Genomic DNA, 17756 nt, shown 5'->3' with positions numbered 1-17756 from the left:
AGCGTTAGGAAGGCGAATTTCAAATGAAGTCGTATAAAGGATATTTAATTGACTTAGATGGCACCATGTATCGCGGAACGGAACAAATTGCGGAAGCGGCAGGGTTTATTAATGACTTAAGGAAAAGGGACATCCCTTATTTATTCGTCACCAATAATTCATCCCGGACTCCGGCACAGGTAGCGGATAAATTGAGAAGCATCGGCATCTCGACGGAGGATGACCAGGTTTTCACGACAAGCATGGCCACTGCCAATTACATAGCTGAACAAAAGAAAGGTGCATCGGTCTATGTGGTGGGTGAAGAAGGCATCATCGAGGCTCTTAAGGAAAAGGGAATGAAGCTTGTGGAAGAGCATCCCGATTATCTGGTCATGGGCATCGACCGCGGCGTCAATTATGAAAAGTTGTCAAAAGCCTGTCTTGCTGTAAGAAATGGTGCTGTTTTCATTTCGACCAATGGTGATATTGCCATTCCTACCGAGCAAGGCCTTTTGCCGGGGAATGGTTCCTTGACCTCCGTTGTTTCCGTTTCGACCCAAGTACAGCCGATTTTCATTGGCAAGCCAGAATCCGTCATAGTGGAGCAAGCCCTAAGAGTATTGGGGGTTCCTAAAGAAGAGACAATCATGGTTGGAGATAACTATGATACGGATATCCTTGCCGGCATTAATGCTGGGATCGATACACTGCTTGTACATACTGGCGTAACGACAAAAGAACGTTTAAAGCAATATAAGGAGCAGCCTACGCATGTGGTGGACACCCTTGACTTATGGCGCTTTGAATGAAAAAAACCAGGTCTGCGAATGCAGCCCTGGTTTTTTTCATGTCGTGAATATCATTCGTTTACTATTCCGCATTTTCGGTTCTATGGGCAAGCCGGCTTGAAGCGGCAGCGGCAATTGCCCCAACGATATCATCTAAAAAGGTGTTCACCTTACCTGTGCTTTTATCATTTAAATATTTTAAGATACCCGGCTTTTGTTTATCGATGAAACCATAATTGGTAAAGCCGATGGATCCATAAACATTCACAATTGAAAAAGCCAATATTTCATCGACCCCATATAGGCCTTCATCTATTTCAATGATGCTCAGCAGAGGCTCCTCGAGCAGTTTTTTCTCAGCAAGAATATCCAACTGTATGCCGGTAAGGATGGCATTTTGGACCTCGCGTTTTGAAAGGACCCGTTCGACATTGTGAAGGCAGTCGGACATTTGGAGATTTTCATGGTAGCCGGATTGTAAATACATGACAAGCTCAGCGATATCCTCCAATTTCACTCCTCGTTCAATTAGCCATTTCCGAGCCGTTTTTTCAGACATTGATTGTTCAATATTAGCCATTTCATCACCCATTTCTCTATATTTTAAAGGGATAGTTCTAATGCAGGTAGTTTGATTTGATTAAACTGAAAACCTATGGAAGATGTTTTGATTGGAATTTCTAATAAGGTTTCGATAATCATTCAGAAAACGGGTTATTCCACATATATATAAGTATATGATGTCCAATATTTCTATTATATCCATTTGATGAAGGAGGCCATTCCATGATAGAAGAAATCATTTTTAATAATTATGGCATACAGGTGGAGCTTGAAGAAGCCAATGTCAGGTTTCCAAGCTTCCGTTCAGGAAATATGGTGTACAGTATCGTTCCCATTGAAAATATGGAGCAGGAGGAATTAGTGGAACGGTATAAAATGTCTCAACATCTGATTTCACAAGGTGATCGTCACGTATCCGCCTTTGTCCTTGCCAATCATGGAAGTTATGTTTCGGAAGCGGATGAACAATTATTCATCCTTCTCGCCAATCAGGCATTGGAAGGTCCGAGAAATTTCAACCCGGGGAGACGTCTGGCAAGATTCCATCAGCGTGGTCGAACGATTAATGAAACGATTCGAACATGTTCAAGGATCGGTAAATGGAAAGAGCTCTGGGAACAAAGGATCGATCAGTTAGAAAAGATTTGGCGGGATAAGCTCAACGCCCATCCTGATAACCAGTTTGAAAAATTATTTATAGAAACCTTTCCCTATTATATGGTCCTAGGTGAAAATGCGATTCAATATTTAGTCGACACGGAAATAGATGATACCCCGCAAATTGTCGATAGCGGAACGGTATGTTATGAACGTTTTTTACATGATACCTGGAAAAGCAATAAGTGGATGAAAAATCCGTTCGATTGGGTATTCGACCACGGAACCAGGGATGTCGCGGAATGGGTGAGGGAACATTATTTTCAAAATGTGCATACACATCAGCGGGGCATTGGCCATTTCTTTCACGAATATCAGTCCATAGAACCCTTCTCCAGTTTTTCAGCCCGGTTGTTATATTCGAGGATGCTGTTTCCCATTCATTATTTTGAAACGGTGGAAGAGTATTTTTCAAAAACGACGGAATCAAGGTCGAATGAATTGGAGGATAAAATAGCTTCGATCACGAAATCCTCCCAACAATATGAGTCCTTCCTCAAACATTTTTATGAATTGGCAGAGGTCCCTGCCAAGCAATATGATTTGCCTAAAATTGACTGGATTTAGATAAAAACGGGAAAGAAATATGATTCATTCTTACTTACTATGTTATGATGATAACAAGATTTTTTAGAATAATTAGATATTTAATCACTGCGGAAGGATGGGATCATGAAAAGATTGATGATGGCCGCCCTTATAGCCTTTTTAATCATCCAAACGGCGAATCTTGCGAAAGCCGAATCGAAAACAAGTTGCGAATCGACTCAATTCAGGATTGTCATGAAGTCTGAAGCGGATGTGAAAGAAAAGACGTCGGCTGCCAGTAAAACGTTAAAAACGTATAAGAAAAATAAAGAATTATCGGCAAACGGGAGAACTGGAAACTGGTATAAAATCTGTCACGCAAATAAGGCCGCATATATCAATATGGCAGATGTAAAAGAGGTTTTCAGTGCTGATGAAAAAGCTCTTCTGAAGAAATTCGATAGGAGGAAAGGCGTTAACCAAGTTGTATCGGCGACAGGTAAATCGATGAGTGATACGAAGGTCACGATCCAAACTTATGAGAAGAAACAAGGGGAATGGCGCCGTGCATTGAAGAAGATGGAGGGTGTCATTGGGAAGAACGGCTTCACGAAGAGCAAAAAAGAGGGGGATGGGAAATCTCCGGTTGGAATTTATTCCTTTGGTACGGCCTTTGGGAGCGAAACGAAGCCGGCCGGTATGAAAATGAGTTATAAGAAAACGACCAAATATGACTACTGGATTGATGATCAGACATCCAGGGATTATAACAAGTGGAAAACCTATAAAGGAAATCCTTCAGTTAAATGGAAGTCTTTTGAAAGGATGAATCATGAACTCTATAAGTATGGAGCGGTCATCAATTATAATACGGATCCCATCATAAAAGGAAAAGGCAGTGCAATCTTTCTCCATATATGGAGAGGGGGTACAAAACCGACGGCGGGATGTACAGCCACGGCCGAAAGGAATGTCCTCAGTTTACTGAAATGGATGGATCCCATGCTAAAGCCGCATATTGTAATGGGTACAAATGATTCATTGAAGAGCGTTAAGTAATAATCATCAAAATGGTTTTCCCATAAAAAAATTAACGTTACCGGATCTTACTCGTTCAAGGGATGGACGAAAAAATTCGTGCATCCATCTTTTCTAACTATTGATAATTATGTGAATTAAACTTATAATGTCTACTATACAAATACAAATGTTTTCTTCAGGCAAACAGTTTTAAGGGGGAACCAAGATATGAAAGCCATCTCGATCGGTTTATTGGGGTTAGGTACAGTCGGATCAGGAGTCGTACAAATCATTGAAAGCCATCAGGACAAGCTCATGCATCAAGTGGGCTGTTCCATATCCATTAAGAAAATACTTGTGAAAGACACGACGAAGGAGCGGCTTGTCGCGGTCGAAAAAGGAATGTTAACGGACAATCCTGAGGATATCCTTTCGAATCCCGAGATTGATGTTGTAATAGAAGTGATGGGCGGAATCGAAGAAACACGCGGCTATCTAATAGAAGCGATAAAAAATAAAAAGCATATCGTTACGGCCAACAAAGACCTAATGGCTTTACATGGACCGGAACTGTTGGAATTGGCCACCGATAATCAATGTGATTTGTTCTATGAAGCAAGTGTTGCAGGGGGAATTCCGATTTTACGCGGTCTTGTCGATGGGTTATCTTCTGACCGCATCACGAAAATGATGGGAATCGTCAATGGAACGACAAACTTCATTTTAACGAAAATGAGCAAGGAAGGCAGAGCTTATGATGACGTATTGAAGGAAGCCCAGGAGCTGGGATTTGCTGAAGCCGATCCGACAGCCGATGTAGGCGGATTGGATGCGGCCCGTAAAATGGCGATCCTATCAACACTCGGGTTCTCAATGAACATTGGCTTGAATGATGTTGAGGTACAGGGCATTACCGAGATATCCGAAGAGGATTTGAGATATAGCAAGAAGCTTGGTTATACAATGAAATTGATCGGGGTCGCTTCCAGGGCAGGGGATAGGGTCGACGTAAGTGTCCAGCCTGCACTTCTTCCGGAAGCACATCCGTTGGCATCGGTAAATAATGAGTATAATGCTGTATACGTTTATGGGGAAGCCGTAGGGGAAACGATGTTTTACGGACCTGGGGCTGGCAGTCTTCCTACTGCGACTGCAGTCGTTTCGGATATGGTGACGGTCATCAAGAATATGAGGCTGGGCGTAAATGGCCGCAGTGCCGTTGCACCTCAGTACCCGAAACAATTAAAAGATGCCACTGAGATTTTCGCTAAATTCTTCATTCGGTTACATGTTCAGGATGAAGTAGGCGTTTTAGCCAAAATCACGAATTTATTTGCCGAGCACGGGGTAGGATTCGATAAAATCCTTCAATTGCCTCTGGATGAAAAGGAATCTTCCGAAATCGTATTAGTTACGCATACTGCCACAAAGGCTGCATTTGAGCAAATAATACAGAAATTACATGATTACAATATGGTAAGAGAAGTGAAAAGCACATACAGAGTTGAAGGAGAGGACATCAAATGAGCTGGCAAGGACTTATAAGCACGTATAAAGATTTTTTACCCGTCAATGAAAACACGCCTGCACTAACCCTTTTGGAGGGCAATACACCTTTAATCAGACTGAATCGATTATCCGAAGAGTGGGGAATCGACTTACATGTAAAATATGAAGGGGCAAATCCAACTGGGTCCTTTAAGGACCGCGGAATGGTCATGGCCGTCGCCAAAGCGATAGAAGAGGGCAGCGACACGATCATCTGTGCTTCCACAGGGAATACATCAGCAGCTGCAGCAGCTTATGCGGCCCGTGCCAACCTGCGCTGTATCGTCGTCATCCCGGAAGGTAAAATAGCGATGGGCAAGCTTGCCCAAGCCGTTATGTATGGAGCGGAAATCATCTCGATCGAAGGGAACTTCGACCAAGCTTTAAAGATCGTCCGTTCACTTAGTGAGAGTTCACCGATAACTCTTGTGAATTCGGTCAACCCATACCGGATTGAAGGGCAGAAGACAGCTGCTTTTGAAATTTGTGATGCTCTCGGCTCCGCACCGGATATTTTGGCGCTGCCAGTCGGGAATGCAGGGAATATAACGGCTTACTGGAAAGGCTTTAAGGAATATAACGAAGCGAAACAAACGGGCCTTCCTGAAATGAGAGGGTTCGAAGCTGAAGGATCGGCTGCAATTGTCCGGGACAGCATTATTGAAAATCCAGAAACGATTGCAACGGCCATCCGGATTGGAAATCCTGCAAGTTGGAAGTTTGCTGTGGAAGCGGCAAATGAATCCAAAGGCAAAATTGATGAGGTGACAGACGAAGAAATTCTGGAAGCCTATCATTTCCTTGCTAAAAAAGAAGGGGTATTTGCAGAGCCGGCATCATGTGCTTCCATTGCAGGTATCTATAAACAATTAAAAAGCGGTGAAATCAAAAAAGGAAGTAAGATTGTTGCTGTATTGACTGGAAATGGATTGAAGGATCCGAATGTGGCAGTCAATACAAGTACGATTCAACCTACATTGCTGCCTATGGATGAAGAAGTCATTTTAGAACATCTGCAGGGCGTGAAACAGGCATGAGTGCGGAATCAGAGATGTTCTTGATCCGTGTACCAGCAAGTACGGCCAACTTAGGGCCAGGATTCGATTCCATCGGCTTGGCGTTAGGGCTTTACTTGGAAATACACGGATCTTCATCAGATCATTGGGAAGTCGTCCCGCTTTCAGAGGAAATGTCTGTTTTTCCAAGGGATGATCGCAATTATATCGTCCAAATTGCCAAGGAGACGGCGGCTTCCTATGGAAAGGAACTATCCCCATGCCGGCTTTTCGTCTCTAGCGAAATTCCACTGGCGCGGGGGCTTGGAAGCAGTGCCTCTGCCATTGTGGCGGGAATTGAATTGGCGAACATCGTTGGTGAGCTTCATTTATCAAATGAGGAGAAGAATAGGCATGCTTCCCTCTTTGAAGGGCACCCCGATAATGCGGGGGCATCTGTGTATGGCGGATTGGTTGTGGGCCTTCATACGGAGGAAAGGACGGATGTCCTGTCGTTTCCGATCGAGGGAGTTAAGGTGATCGCTGTCATTCCCGATTTTGAATTGCTTACTGAGGATTCAAGAAATGTCCTTCCGAATTCGCTTTCCTATAAAGATGCGATAAGCGGGAGCGCAGCCGCAAATGTAATGCTTGCAGGAGTTCTATCGAAAGATTGGAAACTTGTTGGTGAAATGATGCAAAGTGATCGTTTCCATCAGCCATATCGAGCGGAGTTGGTCCCTCATTTAGCGCTTATAGAAGAAGTTGTCCTTAATGAAGGCGGATTTGGTGCGGCACTAAGCGGAGCGGGTCCAACTGTTTTATGCTTGGCATCTCCAGAAAAAAGTGAAGGTTTGCTTACTGGATTGAAGGATAGATTTCCAGAATTCCTTGTGAAGGAATTGGAAATCGATAATGATGGGAGTTATACGGCAATTCTTTCCGAACAGGAAAAAAAGGAATTGAAGTTTTTGAAATCGTGAGCCGTGTTCATTTGCCGTCCATATAAAAAAGCTGACCCGTGTCAAGCCGTATCAATTCATTTGATAGGGCAAAAGCCGAGTCAGCTTTATTTTTATTACAGCCCGCAAAAAGATTCCGGCCTGCATGAAAAAAGGTTGAACGTGTATAGATGAAGTGATCCTTCATCCATACGCTGATTGTTATTTAAAGGGCTATTAGAAAACTTGTTCAACTTCCACTACACCAGGAACTTCTTCAAGTAGGGCACGCTCAATCCCAGCTTTTAGCGTAATGGTCGAACTAGGACAGCTTCCGCAAGCTCCTAGTAATCGTAATTTTACAATCCCATCTTCTACGTCAACTAGTTCACAGTCACCGCCATCACGAAGAAGAAACGGACGAAGCTTATCTAGGACTTCTTGAACTTGAACTTCCATTGTTTGTTCAGACATTGCAATCGACTCCTTTCCTAATCATATTATAATGCGAAGGTAATAAAAAATCCAACTGTAACTTTGCGGAAATATAATCTATATTATTCTGGTATGATGGAAACAGGTGAAGTTTTAAACATTATTCAAATGAAGCAACTATAATAAACAGAAGGAGGAAGAGTATGGTAAGGAAGGATATAGAGATAGAAGTGTATGGAGCGGAGCAAATTTGCGCGAGTTGTGTGAATCTCCCCTCTTCGAAAGATACCTGCGAGTGGCTTGAAGCCGCTTTAACGAGAAAGTTTCCTGAGCAGCCATTCAAAATATCCTATATAGATATGTATAACCCACCAGAAACATTGAAGCAAAAGAGCTTTGCCGAGAAGATGATCGAGGAAGATTTATTTTATCCACTGGTTCTCATCGAAGGTGAAATCATTGCGGAAGGAAATGTCCGTCTCAAAAAAGTGGTGGAAACTATGGAAAAATATGGATACTCGGTGCGGGTGTGATATATAATGGAAGAAATAAGAAAAACTGACCCATGAATGGGCTGCATGCAGCTCATTGGGCCAGTTTATGAATCAACCGTTATGGTACTTATACATCCAGAGAATGCCTGATTTCATTAGGCGTGCCACTCTGCCGGTGATTGGGCGATTTGCAACAAGACCAAAACCTTGTTTCTTCCCAAGGGAACCTAATGTTCCTTTTAATTTCATGGTAGGGAAGCTTTCCGGAAGTGGTTCATTTGCCCATTTCTTCACAAGGACTTGGACGATTTGCTCAGCTTGGGACTCCGCTAATTGAGCACTAGGTGCATGAGGAAGGCTCGCGCAGTCGCCGACTACAAAGATGCTGTCATCATTAGGAAGGAAATGCTGAGGAGTCAGAACGGCTCTTCCTTGACGGTCTTTTTCAATATCCATATCGCGGATGATCTTGCTTGGCTGAATTCCAGCTGTCCATACGATGACGTCGCTTTGAACGGCTTCGTCGCCATTATAAAGAAGATTTGGTTCAACTTTCGTAATATTTGAATGATGTACGATTTCGATGGTATGTTTATCGAACCATGATTCGACAAAAGTACTTAATCTTTCTGGGAAAGCAGATAGAATATGCGGTCCACGGTCAAATAGCTTAACGTTTAAATCTGAACGGCTTTCAATCAATTCACTTGCAAGCTCAACACCGCTCAGTCCGCCACCAACGATAGAAACGGTTGCACCGGCACCTAAATTATTCAAAGCTGAATATGTGCGGCGTGATTTATCGATTGTTTGGATACTGTAAGTGTGTATGTCTGCACCAGGAATATCGTGGTATTTATCTTCGCAGCCAAGGCCAATGACTAAATCATCATAAACGACAGGATCTTGATTTTCTATAATGACCTGTTTATTTTCCATATCGATGGAAAGTACTTCTCCGTATACGTTCTTCAAGCGAGGATGTTCAGGAAATGCAACACGGATGTGCTGATCTGGAATGGTACCTGCTGCTAAAGCATAATATTCCGTTTTTAAGCAGTGATAAGGATTACGGTCGATAAGCGTGATGCTCACATTTTCAGGAAGCTGATTAGGCAGCAATCTTTGCAACATGCGCATACCACCATACCCGCCACCAAGTATGACTAGATTCTTCATATGATTTTTTCCCCTTTATTTGATCTCTTGAAAAATTTGATTAGCACTTAACTATAGGATTCCCCCAAATGGTCCCCTTAAAAGTTCAATTAAATATATATACCCCAATTTGTAGTAAGAATAAAAAATTAGATAATTTTCTTTTTTTACGTACCCCGACAAAAGTATAACGAATATAAAAGGAAATCACAACCGATATCTTGAAATAGGCTTATTTTTTATGCGTAAATATTGACTGTTAATGGGAAAAGTAATAAGATGGGTTGTTAGTAACTGTGAGGTGAAACAATGTACCCGATTATTGAATTTTGCGTAAGCAATCTAGCCAGTGGGGCTCAGGAGGCTCTGGAAAGATTGGAGCGGGATCCGAATTTGGATATCATAGAATATGGTTGCCTGGGATATTGCGGCAGATGCTCCAGTAACTTATATGCACTTGTAAACGGTGAAGTGGTTTTTGGTGACACAACGGATGAATTGGTAGATAAAATATATAAGTACATTGATGAATTTGAAATGTCTTAATCATCAACGGCGGATAAAGGCTGTTCCTGGAAGGGACAGCCCTTTTTTATCAGTGCTGCAGCAAAGGGTGGGTTGTTTCCTGGGTCCGTTTGAGTTCCTGAAAGCGGTCCCTGGCCATCTGAATGATGGAGGCTTCCCGGGCATTTTTTTGTCTTTCGAACACGAATGAAAAATACTTGATGGCTGCCTTTTCATTGCCTATCCTTCTTGAGATTTCGCCAGCGAGATAAAGGATCCGGGCTTCGGATACCTGGGTGCTGCTGAAGTCCCCTGTTGAATAAGATGCTTCATATTCCTTTAGGGCGAACTTCAAAAATCTTTCTTCTTGTTCCTTGTTTTGTTTGATCCTATATAACCAGGCTATCCGTAAACAGATTCCAGCAAGGATTATATGTTTTTCCTTTTTTAAAGCTCCGCAATAACTCGCCAGCTTGTATGTATTGATCGCGTCTTTAATGGATCTTTCAGTGCTAAAATGATGGGGAACCCACTGGGAGCTGACTTTTTCCAAAATGATTTCCATTGTAGTGGGGGGGAAGTGCCGGGAAAAATCCTCGGAATAAGAAAAGCCGCAGTGAGGGCACACAAAAATATTATAGTAAAGTGGGTTTACGGCTGAATCAGCATGAATGGGACAAAAGTCCGTGTCATATTTAGCAACTTTTACAAAACGTGACCGGACCTTTTTAGTGGTCGACTTTTGTTTGCATAAAAGGCATTCCATGCTTTTGTCATATAGAGGATGTATACTTTCGATGGTGATTACCCCCTTATTGTAATTTAGGATTTGGTTCAACGGATTGGTCCATTATACCTACACCTATTATTATAGACTAATGTTAGTTGGTAAAATAGGTGGGGGAATATGAATTTTTCCAAGCTGGAAAATTGAGCGCGGGAATTTCTTTGGTATATACTATAAAGAGAAATGGTTCTATCTCACATATTCAGAAGAAGGAGGGATTTATTGTGAGTGAAGTTGTTCAAATAACGGAAGCTGCCGCTTTTCAGATAAAAGAAATGATGAAACATAATGGTGAAGAGGGTTCCTTTTTAAGAGTGGCCGTTAAAGGCGGAGGCTGCAGTGGATTATCCTACGGAATGGGCTTTGAACAAGAGCCCGGAGAAAAAGATAGCCAGCTGGAACAGTTTGAAATTAAGATCCTTGTCAATGCCGAGGATGCAGATATATTGAATGGAACGGTAATTGATTATAAACAAACGATGATGGGTGGAGGCTTTACGATTGAAAACCCAAATGCCATCGCTTCATGCGGTTGCGGGTCTTCCTTCAAAACGGCAAAAAACGCCGGCACGCCGGAGAACTGCTAAGTTTAGCTGACGGTCAGTGATCGGTAAGTTAAGCGATGGGGATTACGTATTTACTCTTCGGAGGGTTACGTACTAAACCCCTAGCTAATTCGATATCAACTCATATATTTGACGCTTCTTGACGTATTTAACGATACGTTGGGAGGCGTCTTTTTTTATGTCCGAAGAAAGGAAAATCAAGCAGCGAAGGGCTAAGGTTGCCAAGCGTGCGAACGTCACATCCGATATTCAGCCCATGGCGCTAGAGCCTGCGTGGAACTACTTTATTACCGCAAAGATAGGAGAAGGTATCCGGGATAGGACGCGTGATGATTACTCTAACACTTGGCGTTATTTTACCGGATGGCTTGACGAGGAAAATTACTCCATTAAGTTTGTGCACGAAATAACAACGGATGTTTGTCGGAATTACATCCACTATCTAACAGTTGAAGCTCCGCGATACAAGGGCCATAAATTCATACAAAACGATCATGGGAAGGGCCTTTCATCAGCGACGATTAATATGCGGATTAGAGCGTTAAAGGTGGCGTTCAACTTCTGGTATAAAGAGGAGTTTGTGCGCAAGAATCCGATGGACAATATCCGGTGTCAAAAGATAGACGAAGATAAAATCGAGTCATTTACGGACGAACAAATCGAGGCATTGTTGGGCGCCTGCGATCAAAGAACATATGTAGGGTTTAGGGATTACGTGTATCAGTGGACGCTCCTAGATAGCGCTATGAGGATAAATGAACTACTTTCAATACGACAGGAGGATATCGATTTAAAAACTCGGACTATTACGCTAGCGGCGCGTTTTAACAAGAATAGGCGAGCCCGCATCATTCCTCTGTCCTCTGAAACGCTGAAATTGTTACTCGAATTAATTGATGAGAATAAGGCTCACTTTCCGCAAGCTGAAAAGGTCTTTTTGTCCTGCTACGGTGAGGAAGTGTCGGATACGCAAATGAATAAGCGCTTGAAGTATTACGGAGACATTACCGGGGTTGGTAAGCAGATACGTACGACTGCCCATACTTGGCGACACACGGCAGCACGGAATTACATCCTTAATGGCGGAGATCCCTACACCCTTATGCGACTGCTCGGCCACAGCTCAATAAATATGACACGTCGCTACGTTCAAATGACTGCGGATGATGTCCGAATCAAGCACGACCAGTTTTCGCCAGTTAAGAAATTCCGTACAAAATTACGCTAATAAACATAAAAAGAGCGCCAGTTGTTGCTGCAACTGGGCGCCCCGCACTAGTAATGATTATTTATAGGTTAACGAAAAAAAGCGTAATCGTCAACGTTTGTTTGTCTATGCCTTCTTTTCGTATCCTATAGCGCGGGCCATGTCTCTTTTATGAAAAGGGGAGCCGAAATCATGTCGAAACTAAGTATAGAAACTATGTCCATGCCTACAATCCAAGCAGAACACGCAGGAAACATCGCCTATTACAAATCCCTATCTAAATTTAAGACCTTAGAAGCATTCAACGCACATTATCGCAGCTTAACTTATACATATGCGGAACTACTCGAACAGAAACCGTCCTACAAGGCGATATTAAAGGCTTTATTTGAAAGCGCACCTAGTACATTTGGAGTGCCTTTCATGAAGCGTGAAACACTCGCAGAGAAGGCGGGGGTATCTTTGCGATCCGTCGCTAACTTCCTAAAAGCTGCCGCAGATACTTTCGGAATTACAACGCTTAAGCAGCTCGGCAAAAAAGACAAACGTTACGGCGGTTATGCGTACCTAGTTTACGTATTCTCTCCCCTATCTAATTTAGTCCCGCATCCTTCCGGTGAGGTTATCGAAGCCCCTCCCGAAAATGCAGATTGCACAGCGTCTTGCACAGCGTCTTTGCACAGCGTCGACATGCCGGAAGCCCTAGAGCTCCAAGCGTTAGAGGATCCTATTCCGGCTCCGAATCAAGACTCTTTTAAGCAAGATTCTCCTTCGGAATTAAAAGATTTAAAAGATATATATAAAAGCCCGGTCGCTAAAGCAACTATCATTTCGAATGAATTAAATGAAAATGCGATCGAGATCGTAGCAGCAAAACAAAATATCGATATCCAATTTTTACAAGCGTTCTCCCCTTATCATCTGGACTATGCAGAATTAAATGAGTTCGTCGTATCTATCAAACGTACGGTTAATAAGCAAGGGTGGAATCTAGCAGACTACTCTTTCGAAATCATGCAATCTATTAAGGCGGCTTTCCCTACATACAAAGAATACGTTCAAGGTAACTTTAAGGGATCCATCATCGGATACATATGCGGAACTATCAAAAACATAATCTCGAAATCTATCGAAGACGCTAACGACGAAGAAGACTACATAAACGACGACGACGCTTACAGCGACAGCCCTTTCGAGTTCGGATACGCATTAGATACGCAAAAGTATACAGCTACGCCCTCCCCTCTTTTCGATGCAGCTACAGTCGAAGAACTAAATCAGCTCGGAGTTTATTAATTATATACCTGGTTAAATAAAGTAAAGAAAATTGATGGTGGAAATAATTGTTGAGTTAATGAATATTGTGGGAATTTATTACTTGTAAGGGATAAATGAATATAAATAAGGGTACTGTGCTTGGTATAATTAAATTATAAAAATTGTAAGGGGTGGAAAAATGAGACATAAAGATAATCCTGAGAAATTACTTAGTCCAGAGAAGTATATGGAGATAGAAGGATTCGATACTAGATTAGCTGTACAGAAGATGGAAGATTTTCTAGAAACCTTAGGTGATGCAACCATTTCACTTATTTATTCAAATAAAGATGAGTATAAAGAAGAGAGTAAACGAGATGCTCTTTTTATTAGGCGAACTCATATTAGACATGCGATTATTGATTTTAATAATTGCTTTGACTTATTTTTACAAATTCCCTGGTTTTATTATCGTGTGTGGGATGAATATAATCCAAATGGTAGGTTCTATAATGATAAGTTAACTCCCGTTTTAAGAAATAATGATGGTTGGGTAGAAATTGCTGAACAGAATTGTAATTTTAATAGATTAAAAAGGTTTTTAGCTTTACAAACAAATCAAAAAATAGTGGACTTTGGCAATAAATTAACTATCTTTTGTAATAAATTTATATATAACGAAATTGACTCTATCGTAATTAGGGAAATAGCAAACCAAATAAAACACAAACATAGTTTGAAAATAAAAGAGCTCTATGAACCATATGATTTTTCTTTAATCGTTAATGGAGTTAAAGTTCCTCTTAAAGATTTAAAATTAGGGGTTGAAATTGAAAAGGAACTTTATGATGAGAAAACTAAACAAGATTTAGGAATTAAAATTAAAAACTCCGATGATGTAGAAGTAAGCATAAATTTTAAAGGTGGGGAAATTTTTAGAGGGGAAGATATTTTAAGAGAAAACAATATGTTCCCCATCGAAGACTTGTATAATAAAATAGTAATTTTCAGAGATGAAATTATAGACCTCTACAATGAGTGGTGTAATTTACTTAAGCCAAATCTTGAAAAAAATCCTTTGTTTGCAAACGACAAGATTCGTAAAGGTCCAGATTTAAACCTAGATAAATTCTTTAAAGCAGCTCCAAATTAAAAAAAATATGAAATATCCAAATCGAGTATCTTAAAGGTACTCATTTTTTATACATTTGGATCACATACTCGAATTAAATACTAGTCATATAAGTAAATAAAAGTTAGTCGTATATTAGAGTATTAAAACGAGCTTAAAACGGCTCCTATATGAAAAAATCTCGTTTCTTTTCTAGGATTTATAAATGTTTTGTCGAATAGGAACTAGGGGAATCAGTATCAATAATGGGGAGGCAAAGGAATTGGAAAAAAGGCACGTGGAGTTCCTTTTGTGGGATACGAAAGGTAAGGCTATTCTAAGTGAGCTAATCGCATTACAAGAAGAAATAAATAAGGCTTATGACGAAGCTCATGCGATATCTTTCGGCAATGAGGAAGAATTTAAGCGGAAATCGCAGATAGCCTATGATTTACATGATAAGGGTAAGCCATTAGTAGAAAAGCTAGAGTCCATGTTTTATGTAGACGAAATACTTGACTATTATTATTCCGTCTCACCCGAATTTTCTCAACTTCCTGCGACTGCGAGTAGCTTGCTTTCAACGATAGAAAGCGAGAGACTTAAAAGACACACTAGAAAGCGTCAGCCTAGAGTTATAAAAGAGAGAGCGATCGAACTAGGGCTCTGGGATGAACAACTTGTTCCGCAGATAGTCGAAAGTAATAAGAAAAAAGCGAAAATGAAATAAAACGTTAGACCTTATATAAGTCATTTTGAGAGGGGGTACATTCAATGCAAATGGACGAAGCGTCAGAACGCCGGAAAGAATGGGGCGATAAGCCTTGCGATCATCCGCAAGTTGTAAAAGAATACTTTCTCGGAACAAATACGGGGGACTTCGTATGTACGCAATGCGGGAAGTCGGCATCATCTCGTGAATATCTCGAGAAGGAGCAACAGAAATAAAGGTTTCGCTGCGTAACATCCAATTTTTTCCGTGAACTTGAGACATTCTTCGTGATTTCTTTCGCATAACTTCGCAATCCCTTGCGGGAGTAAGCGTGAGGGCTTCGTTTTTTTATCGGTGTCAAGTATTTTTGCTTTACGATGGTTTACATGCCGAACGGAATCACGGGGTTGTATATCCGTTTTACGCTACTTTCGGTCGGATCTGGAGAGGCTCTTACAAACTCACGGGGGTCCGCATTCTAGGCGTGATGTATTGCGAAAGGGATCCGTAGGATTTATCGCATGTGATACAGATGGAATGAACGAAGTACGTACGATTATGAAAGACGGTGAGCCGTGGTTCGTGTCGAAAGATGTTTGCGAAGTATTAGAAATCGGGAATCCTAGCCAAGCGTTAAATCGTTTAGATAGGGACGAAAAGGGTATATGTTTATTAGATACCCTTGGAGGAAAACAGAGTCTAACAAGCGTAAACGAAATGGGCTTATACACGTTAGTCTTGGGAAGCTGAAAGCCCGAGGCTAAATCGTTCAAACGATGGATAATACACGAAGTTATACCGTCGATTCGGAAGTGTGGTGTCCAAATTACGGACGGCATAGGTAGAGAACAAACTATATCTGTCAAACTGACAGGTATGAACATGAAATTTACGGCAATCAGCATTATTTTTGAAAGGATATTACGTTAAACGTAGGGAACTCGTGATTTTATTCGGGTTCTTTTTTATTTAATTTCCGTCTCAAATGGGACACAATGTAATTGAGTCTCATTCGATAAATACCACTCGTCCTTACTGCGACAAGGGCTCAAGGTGATTCCGAAGGATGTTTTCGAAAGTCGCTTGCTTTTGAATGAGACATAATTTATAATTGGGTCATATTTAGTCTTATTGAAGATTGGACGGGGGATTTTAAACATGGAATTTGTAGAGCCGATTCGTGACCGAAATAAAATCGCAGCAATGAAGAAACTACTCGCAGGAAGTCCGAGGGATCACTTGTTATTTATTATAGGTATAAACACGGCTTATCGTGTATCAGATTTACTCTCTATGCGATATAGCGACGTGATGGATTCAAACGGGAAACTCTTCCCGCATTTTAAATTGAGGGAAACCAAAACGAAGAAGAATAGTAAAGTCTCAATGTCAAAGGGAGTTCAGAAAGCGTTAACTGATTACATAAAAGATAACTACAAAGGAAATCCCGACGACTATCTTTTCCAGAGTCGTAAACGAGATAAGGACGGCAACTCGCAGCCAATAAACCGAAAGTCAGCATGGAGGATTATTCAAGAAGCTGCGGAGCAACTCGGAGAAAAAAACATCGGCTCTCACAGTCTGCGGAAAACCTTCGCATATCATGCTTACCAGAACGGAACGGACATCGTTTTACTTCAAGACATGCTTAATCACTCGAGCCCTTCCGTGACATTACGTTACATCGGGATTACACAGGATGAAAAGGATAGAGTGGTACAGGCGTTAGATTTATAGGGCGGCAGAGATGCGGCTCTTTTTTACGTCTATATACGTCCGTATACGTCTATATACGTCTATATACGTCCGTATACGTCCATATAGGGCGTTATAGAACATCTCTACACACGTCCTATATACCTTTTATGAGTCGGACCTCTATCGCCTCGTATACGGCTTATACGGGGTTCACAGGGTATAATGTATATCGAATGATTAGAGGGACGGGAGTGGTGTCCTAAAATGGGACATCACCCTCGGGGTTTTTATAGGGTGGTATACGACACGGCCATACGGCTCCACCAAGCAGCACACCACCGAATCTCTTTTCGTGCGCATCGGTGTTCGCATTCTAAACCGTGAGGATCGGCAGCTCTCGAGCTTATCACCTTTACTTTAATGAACGAATCGTCATCGCATCGATTTAATTGATCTCGAAGAATATAATTGTCTTTCGGTTTTAATCTGGATTCGATTAGGATTGCGATCAGATTCGAAAGGTCCGAGCTCGCTTTACAACGTCCCTTTTAAAGCGTCTTGCTTCGTTACTAAGCGGTCTTTAAAGCTATCGATTGTATTTCATTGTATGCGGTTGTGGAAGGTCGTAGGGAGGCCGTATGCGTCGATTACGGGCCGGAATCCTCCGAAAACCATTTACCCCAAGCCCCCGGCCCAAATAGGCTCCAGCTGCTACACAAATTTAGTAACATAGAAATTGAACTCGACCCCTTACGAAGCAGCAGCTCGAAAAAATTCCGCATACTATTTTAAAACTCGATAGGT

General features: G+C 41.6%; 20 protein-coding genes. 16 read left to right on the top strand and 4 right to left on the bottom strand.

Features of this window, described 5'->3' with window-relative positions; all coding sequences use genetic code 11:
- The first annotated feature begins 23 nt into the window (after positions 1–23).
- Positions 24–791 (top strand): TIGR01457 family HAD-type hydrolase, encoded by a 768-nt coding sequence (locus tag MKX49_RS23640; RefSeq protein WP_048688258.1) that lies wholly within the window; start codon positions 24–26, stop codon positions 789–791.
- Positions 792–852: 61 nt separating this feature from the next.
- Here the strand turns inward: MKX49_RS23640 and MKX49_RS23635 are convergent, their stop codons facing one another.
- Positions 853–1350, bottom strand: a complete 498-nt coding sequence (locus tag MKX49_RS23635; RefSeq protein ID WP_034311650.1) for a phosphatidylglycerophosphatase A family protein — start codon at positions 1348–1350, stop codon at positions 853–855.
- Between the two features lie 206 nt (positions 1351–1556).
- Here MKX49_RS23635 and yutH point away from each other — a divergent pair, with 206 nt between their 5' ends.
- The 5 genes from yutH to thrB all read left to right on the top strand — a co-directional run bounded on the left by yutH (position 1557) and on the right by thrB (position 7065).
- Positions 1557–2558: a spore coat putative kinase YutH gene (yutH, locus tag MKX49_RS23630; protein WP_063595838.1), complete on the top strand. Its 1002-nt coding sequence runs from the start codon at positions 1557–1559 to the stop codon at positions 2556–2558.
- Between the two features lie 105 nt (positions 2559–2663).
- Positions 2664–3578: a L,D-transpeptidase family protein gene (locus MKX49_RS23625; protein ID WP_340878032.1), complete on the top strand. Its 915-nt coding sequence runs from the start codon at positions 2664–2666 to the stop codon at positions 3576–3578.
- Positions 3579–3767: 189 nt separating this feature from the next.
- Positions 3768–5066, top strand: a complete 1299-nt coding sequence (locus MKX49_RS23620; protein ID WP_034310194.1) for a homoserine dehydrogenase — start codon at positions 3768–3770, stop codon at positions 5064–5066.
- Positions 5063–6124 (top strand): threonine synthase, encoded by a 1062-nt coding sequence (gene thrC / locus MKX49_RS23615; protein WP_323596182.1) that lies wholly within the window; start codon positions 5063–5065, stop codon positions 6122–6124. Before MKX49_RS23620 ends, thrC begins: the two co-directional genes overlap by 4 nt.
- Positions 6121–7065, top strand: a complete 945-nt coding sequence (gene thrB / locus MKX49_RS23610) for a homoserine kinase (RefSeq protein WP_323596180.1) — start codon at positions 6121–6123, stop codon at positions 7063–7065. The genes thrC and thrB overlap by 4 nt, the downstream gene beginning before the upstream one ends.
- A 195-nt stretch (positions 7066–7260) precedes the next feature.
- Here thrB and MKX49_RS23605 read toward each other — a convergent pair whose 3' ends face one another.
- Complete coding sequence (locus tag MKX49_RS23605; RefSeq protein WP_034310199.1) at positions 7261–7497, bottom strand: NifU family protein; 237 nt, start codon at positions 7495–7497, stop codon at positions 7261–7263.
- Between the two features lie 164 nt (positions 7498–7661).
- Between MKX49_RS23605 and MKX49_RS23600 the strand changes: the two genes are divergently transcribed.
- A complete protein-coding gene (locus MKX49_RS23600; RefSeq protein WP_034310202.1) occupies positions 7662–7991 on the top strand; it encodes a YuzD family protein in 330 nt (109 codons plus the stop codon).
- A 72-nt stretch (positions 7992–8063) separates the two neighbouring features.
- Here the strand turns inward: MKX49_RS23600 and MKX49_RS23595 are convergent, their stop codons facing one another.
- A complete protein-coding gene (locus tag MKX49_RS23595; protein WP_048687320.1) occupies positions 8064–9131 on the bottom strand; it encodes an NAD(P)/FAD-dependent oxidoreductase in 1068 nt (355 codons plus the stop codon).
- A 288-nt stretch (positions 9132–9419) separates the two neighbouring features.
- On the opposite strand from MKX49_RS23595, the gene MKX49_RS23590 reads away from it, so the two are divergent.
- A complete protein-coding gene (locus MKX49_RS23590) occupies positions 9420–9656 on the top strand; it encodes a YuzB family protein (protein WP_034310204.1) in 237 nt (78 codons plus the stop codon).
- Positions 9657–9705: 49 nt separating this feature from the next.
- Here MKX49_RS23590 and MKX49_RS23585 read toward each other — a convergent pair whose 3' ends face one another.
- Positions 9706–10452, bottom strand: coding sequence for a DUF2225 domain-containing protein (locus tag MKX49_RS23585; protein WP_340878030.1), 747 nt, complete (start codon positions 10450–10452; stop codon positions 9706–9708).
- Positions 10453–10625: 173 nt separating this feature from the next.
- On the opposite strand from MKX49_RS23585, the gene MKX49_RS23580 reads away from it, so the two are divergent.
- From MKX49_RS23580 to MKX49_RS23545, 8 genes are all read left to right on the top strand, one after another.
- Complete coding sequence (locus MKX49_RS23580; RefSeq protein WP_063574759.1) at positions 10626–10988, top strand: HesB/IscA family protein; 363 nt, start codon at positions 10626–10628, stop codon at positions 10986–10988.
- Between the two features lie 157 nt (positions 10989–11145).
- Entirely contained in the window at positions 11146–12195 is a 1050-nt protein-coding gene (locus MKX49_RS23575) for a tyrosine-type recombinase/integrase (protein WP_340878027.1), read from the top strand.
- Between the two features lie 171 nt (positions 12196–12366).
- The gene (locus MKX49_RS23570; RefSeq protein WP_340878026.1) at positions 12367–13470 is read left to right on the top strand and encodes a hypothetical protein; all 1104 of its coding nucleotides are present in this window, start codon (positions 12367–12369) and stop codon (positions 13468–13470) included.
- 160 nt (positions 13471–13630) lie between these two features.
- A complete protein-coding gene (locus MKX49_RS23565) occupies positions 13631–14584 on the top strand; it encodes a hypothetical protein (protein ID WP_340878024.1) in 954 nt (317 codons plus the stop codon).
- A 241-nt stretch (positions 14585–14825) separates the two neighbouring features.
- On the top strand, positions 14826–15272 hold the full coding sequence (locus MKX49_RS23560; protein ID WP_340878022.1) for a hypothetical protein: 447 nt from the start codon (positions 14826–14828) through the stop codon (positions 15270–15272).
- Between the two features lie 50 nt (positions 15273–15322).
- A complete protein-coding gene (locus MKX49_RS23555) occupies positions 15323–15490 on the top strand; it encodes a hypothetical protein (protein ID WP_340878021.1) in 168 nt (55 codons plus the stop codon).
- A 256-nt stretch (positions 15491–15746) separates the two neighbouring features.
- On the top strand, positions 15747–16004 hold the full coding sequence (locus MKX49_RS23550) for a BRO-N domain-containing protein (RefSeq protein ID WP_340878019.1): 258 nt from the start codon (positions 15747–15749) through the stop codon (positions 16002–16004).
- 408 nt (positions 16005–16412) lie between these two features.
- Positions 16413–16991 (top strand): site-specific integrase, encoded by a 579-nt coding sequence (locus tag MKX49_RS23545; RefSeq protein ID WP_340878017.1) that lies wholly within the window; start codon positions 16413–16415, stop codon positions 16989–16991.
- Positions 16992–17756: the final 765 nt, after the last annotated feature.

Source organism: Peribacillus sp. FSL M8-0224 (assembly GCF_038003055.1).
Classification (GTDB): Bacteria; Bacillota; Bacilli; order Bacillales; family DSM-1321; genus Peribacillus; species Peribacillus frigoritolerans.
The sequence above is the reverse complement of the archived record's forward strand: the minus strand, read 5'-3'. Positions and strand labels throughout refer to the sequence as shown.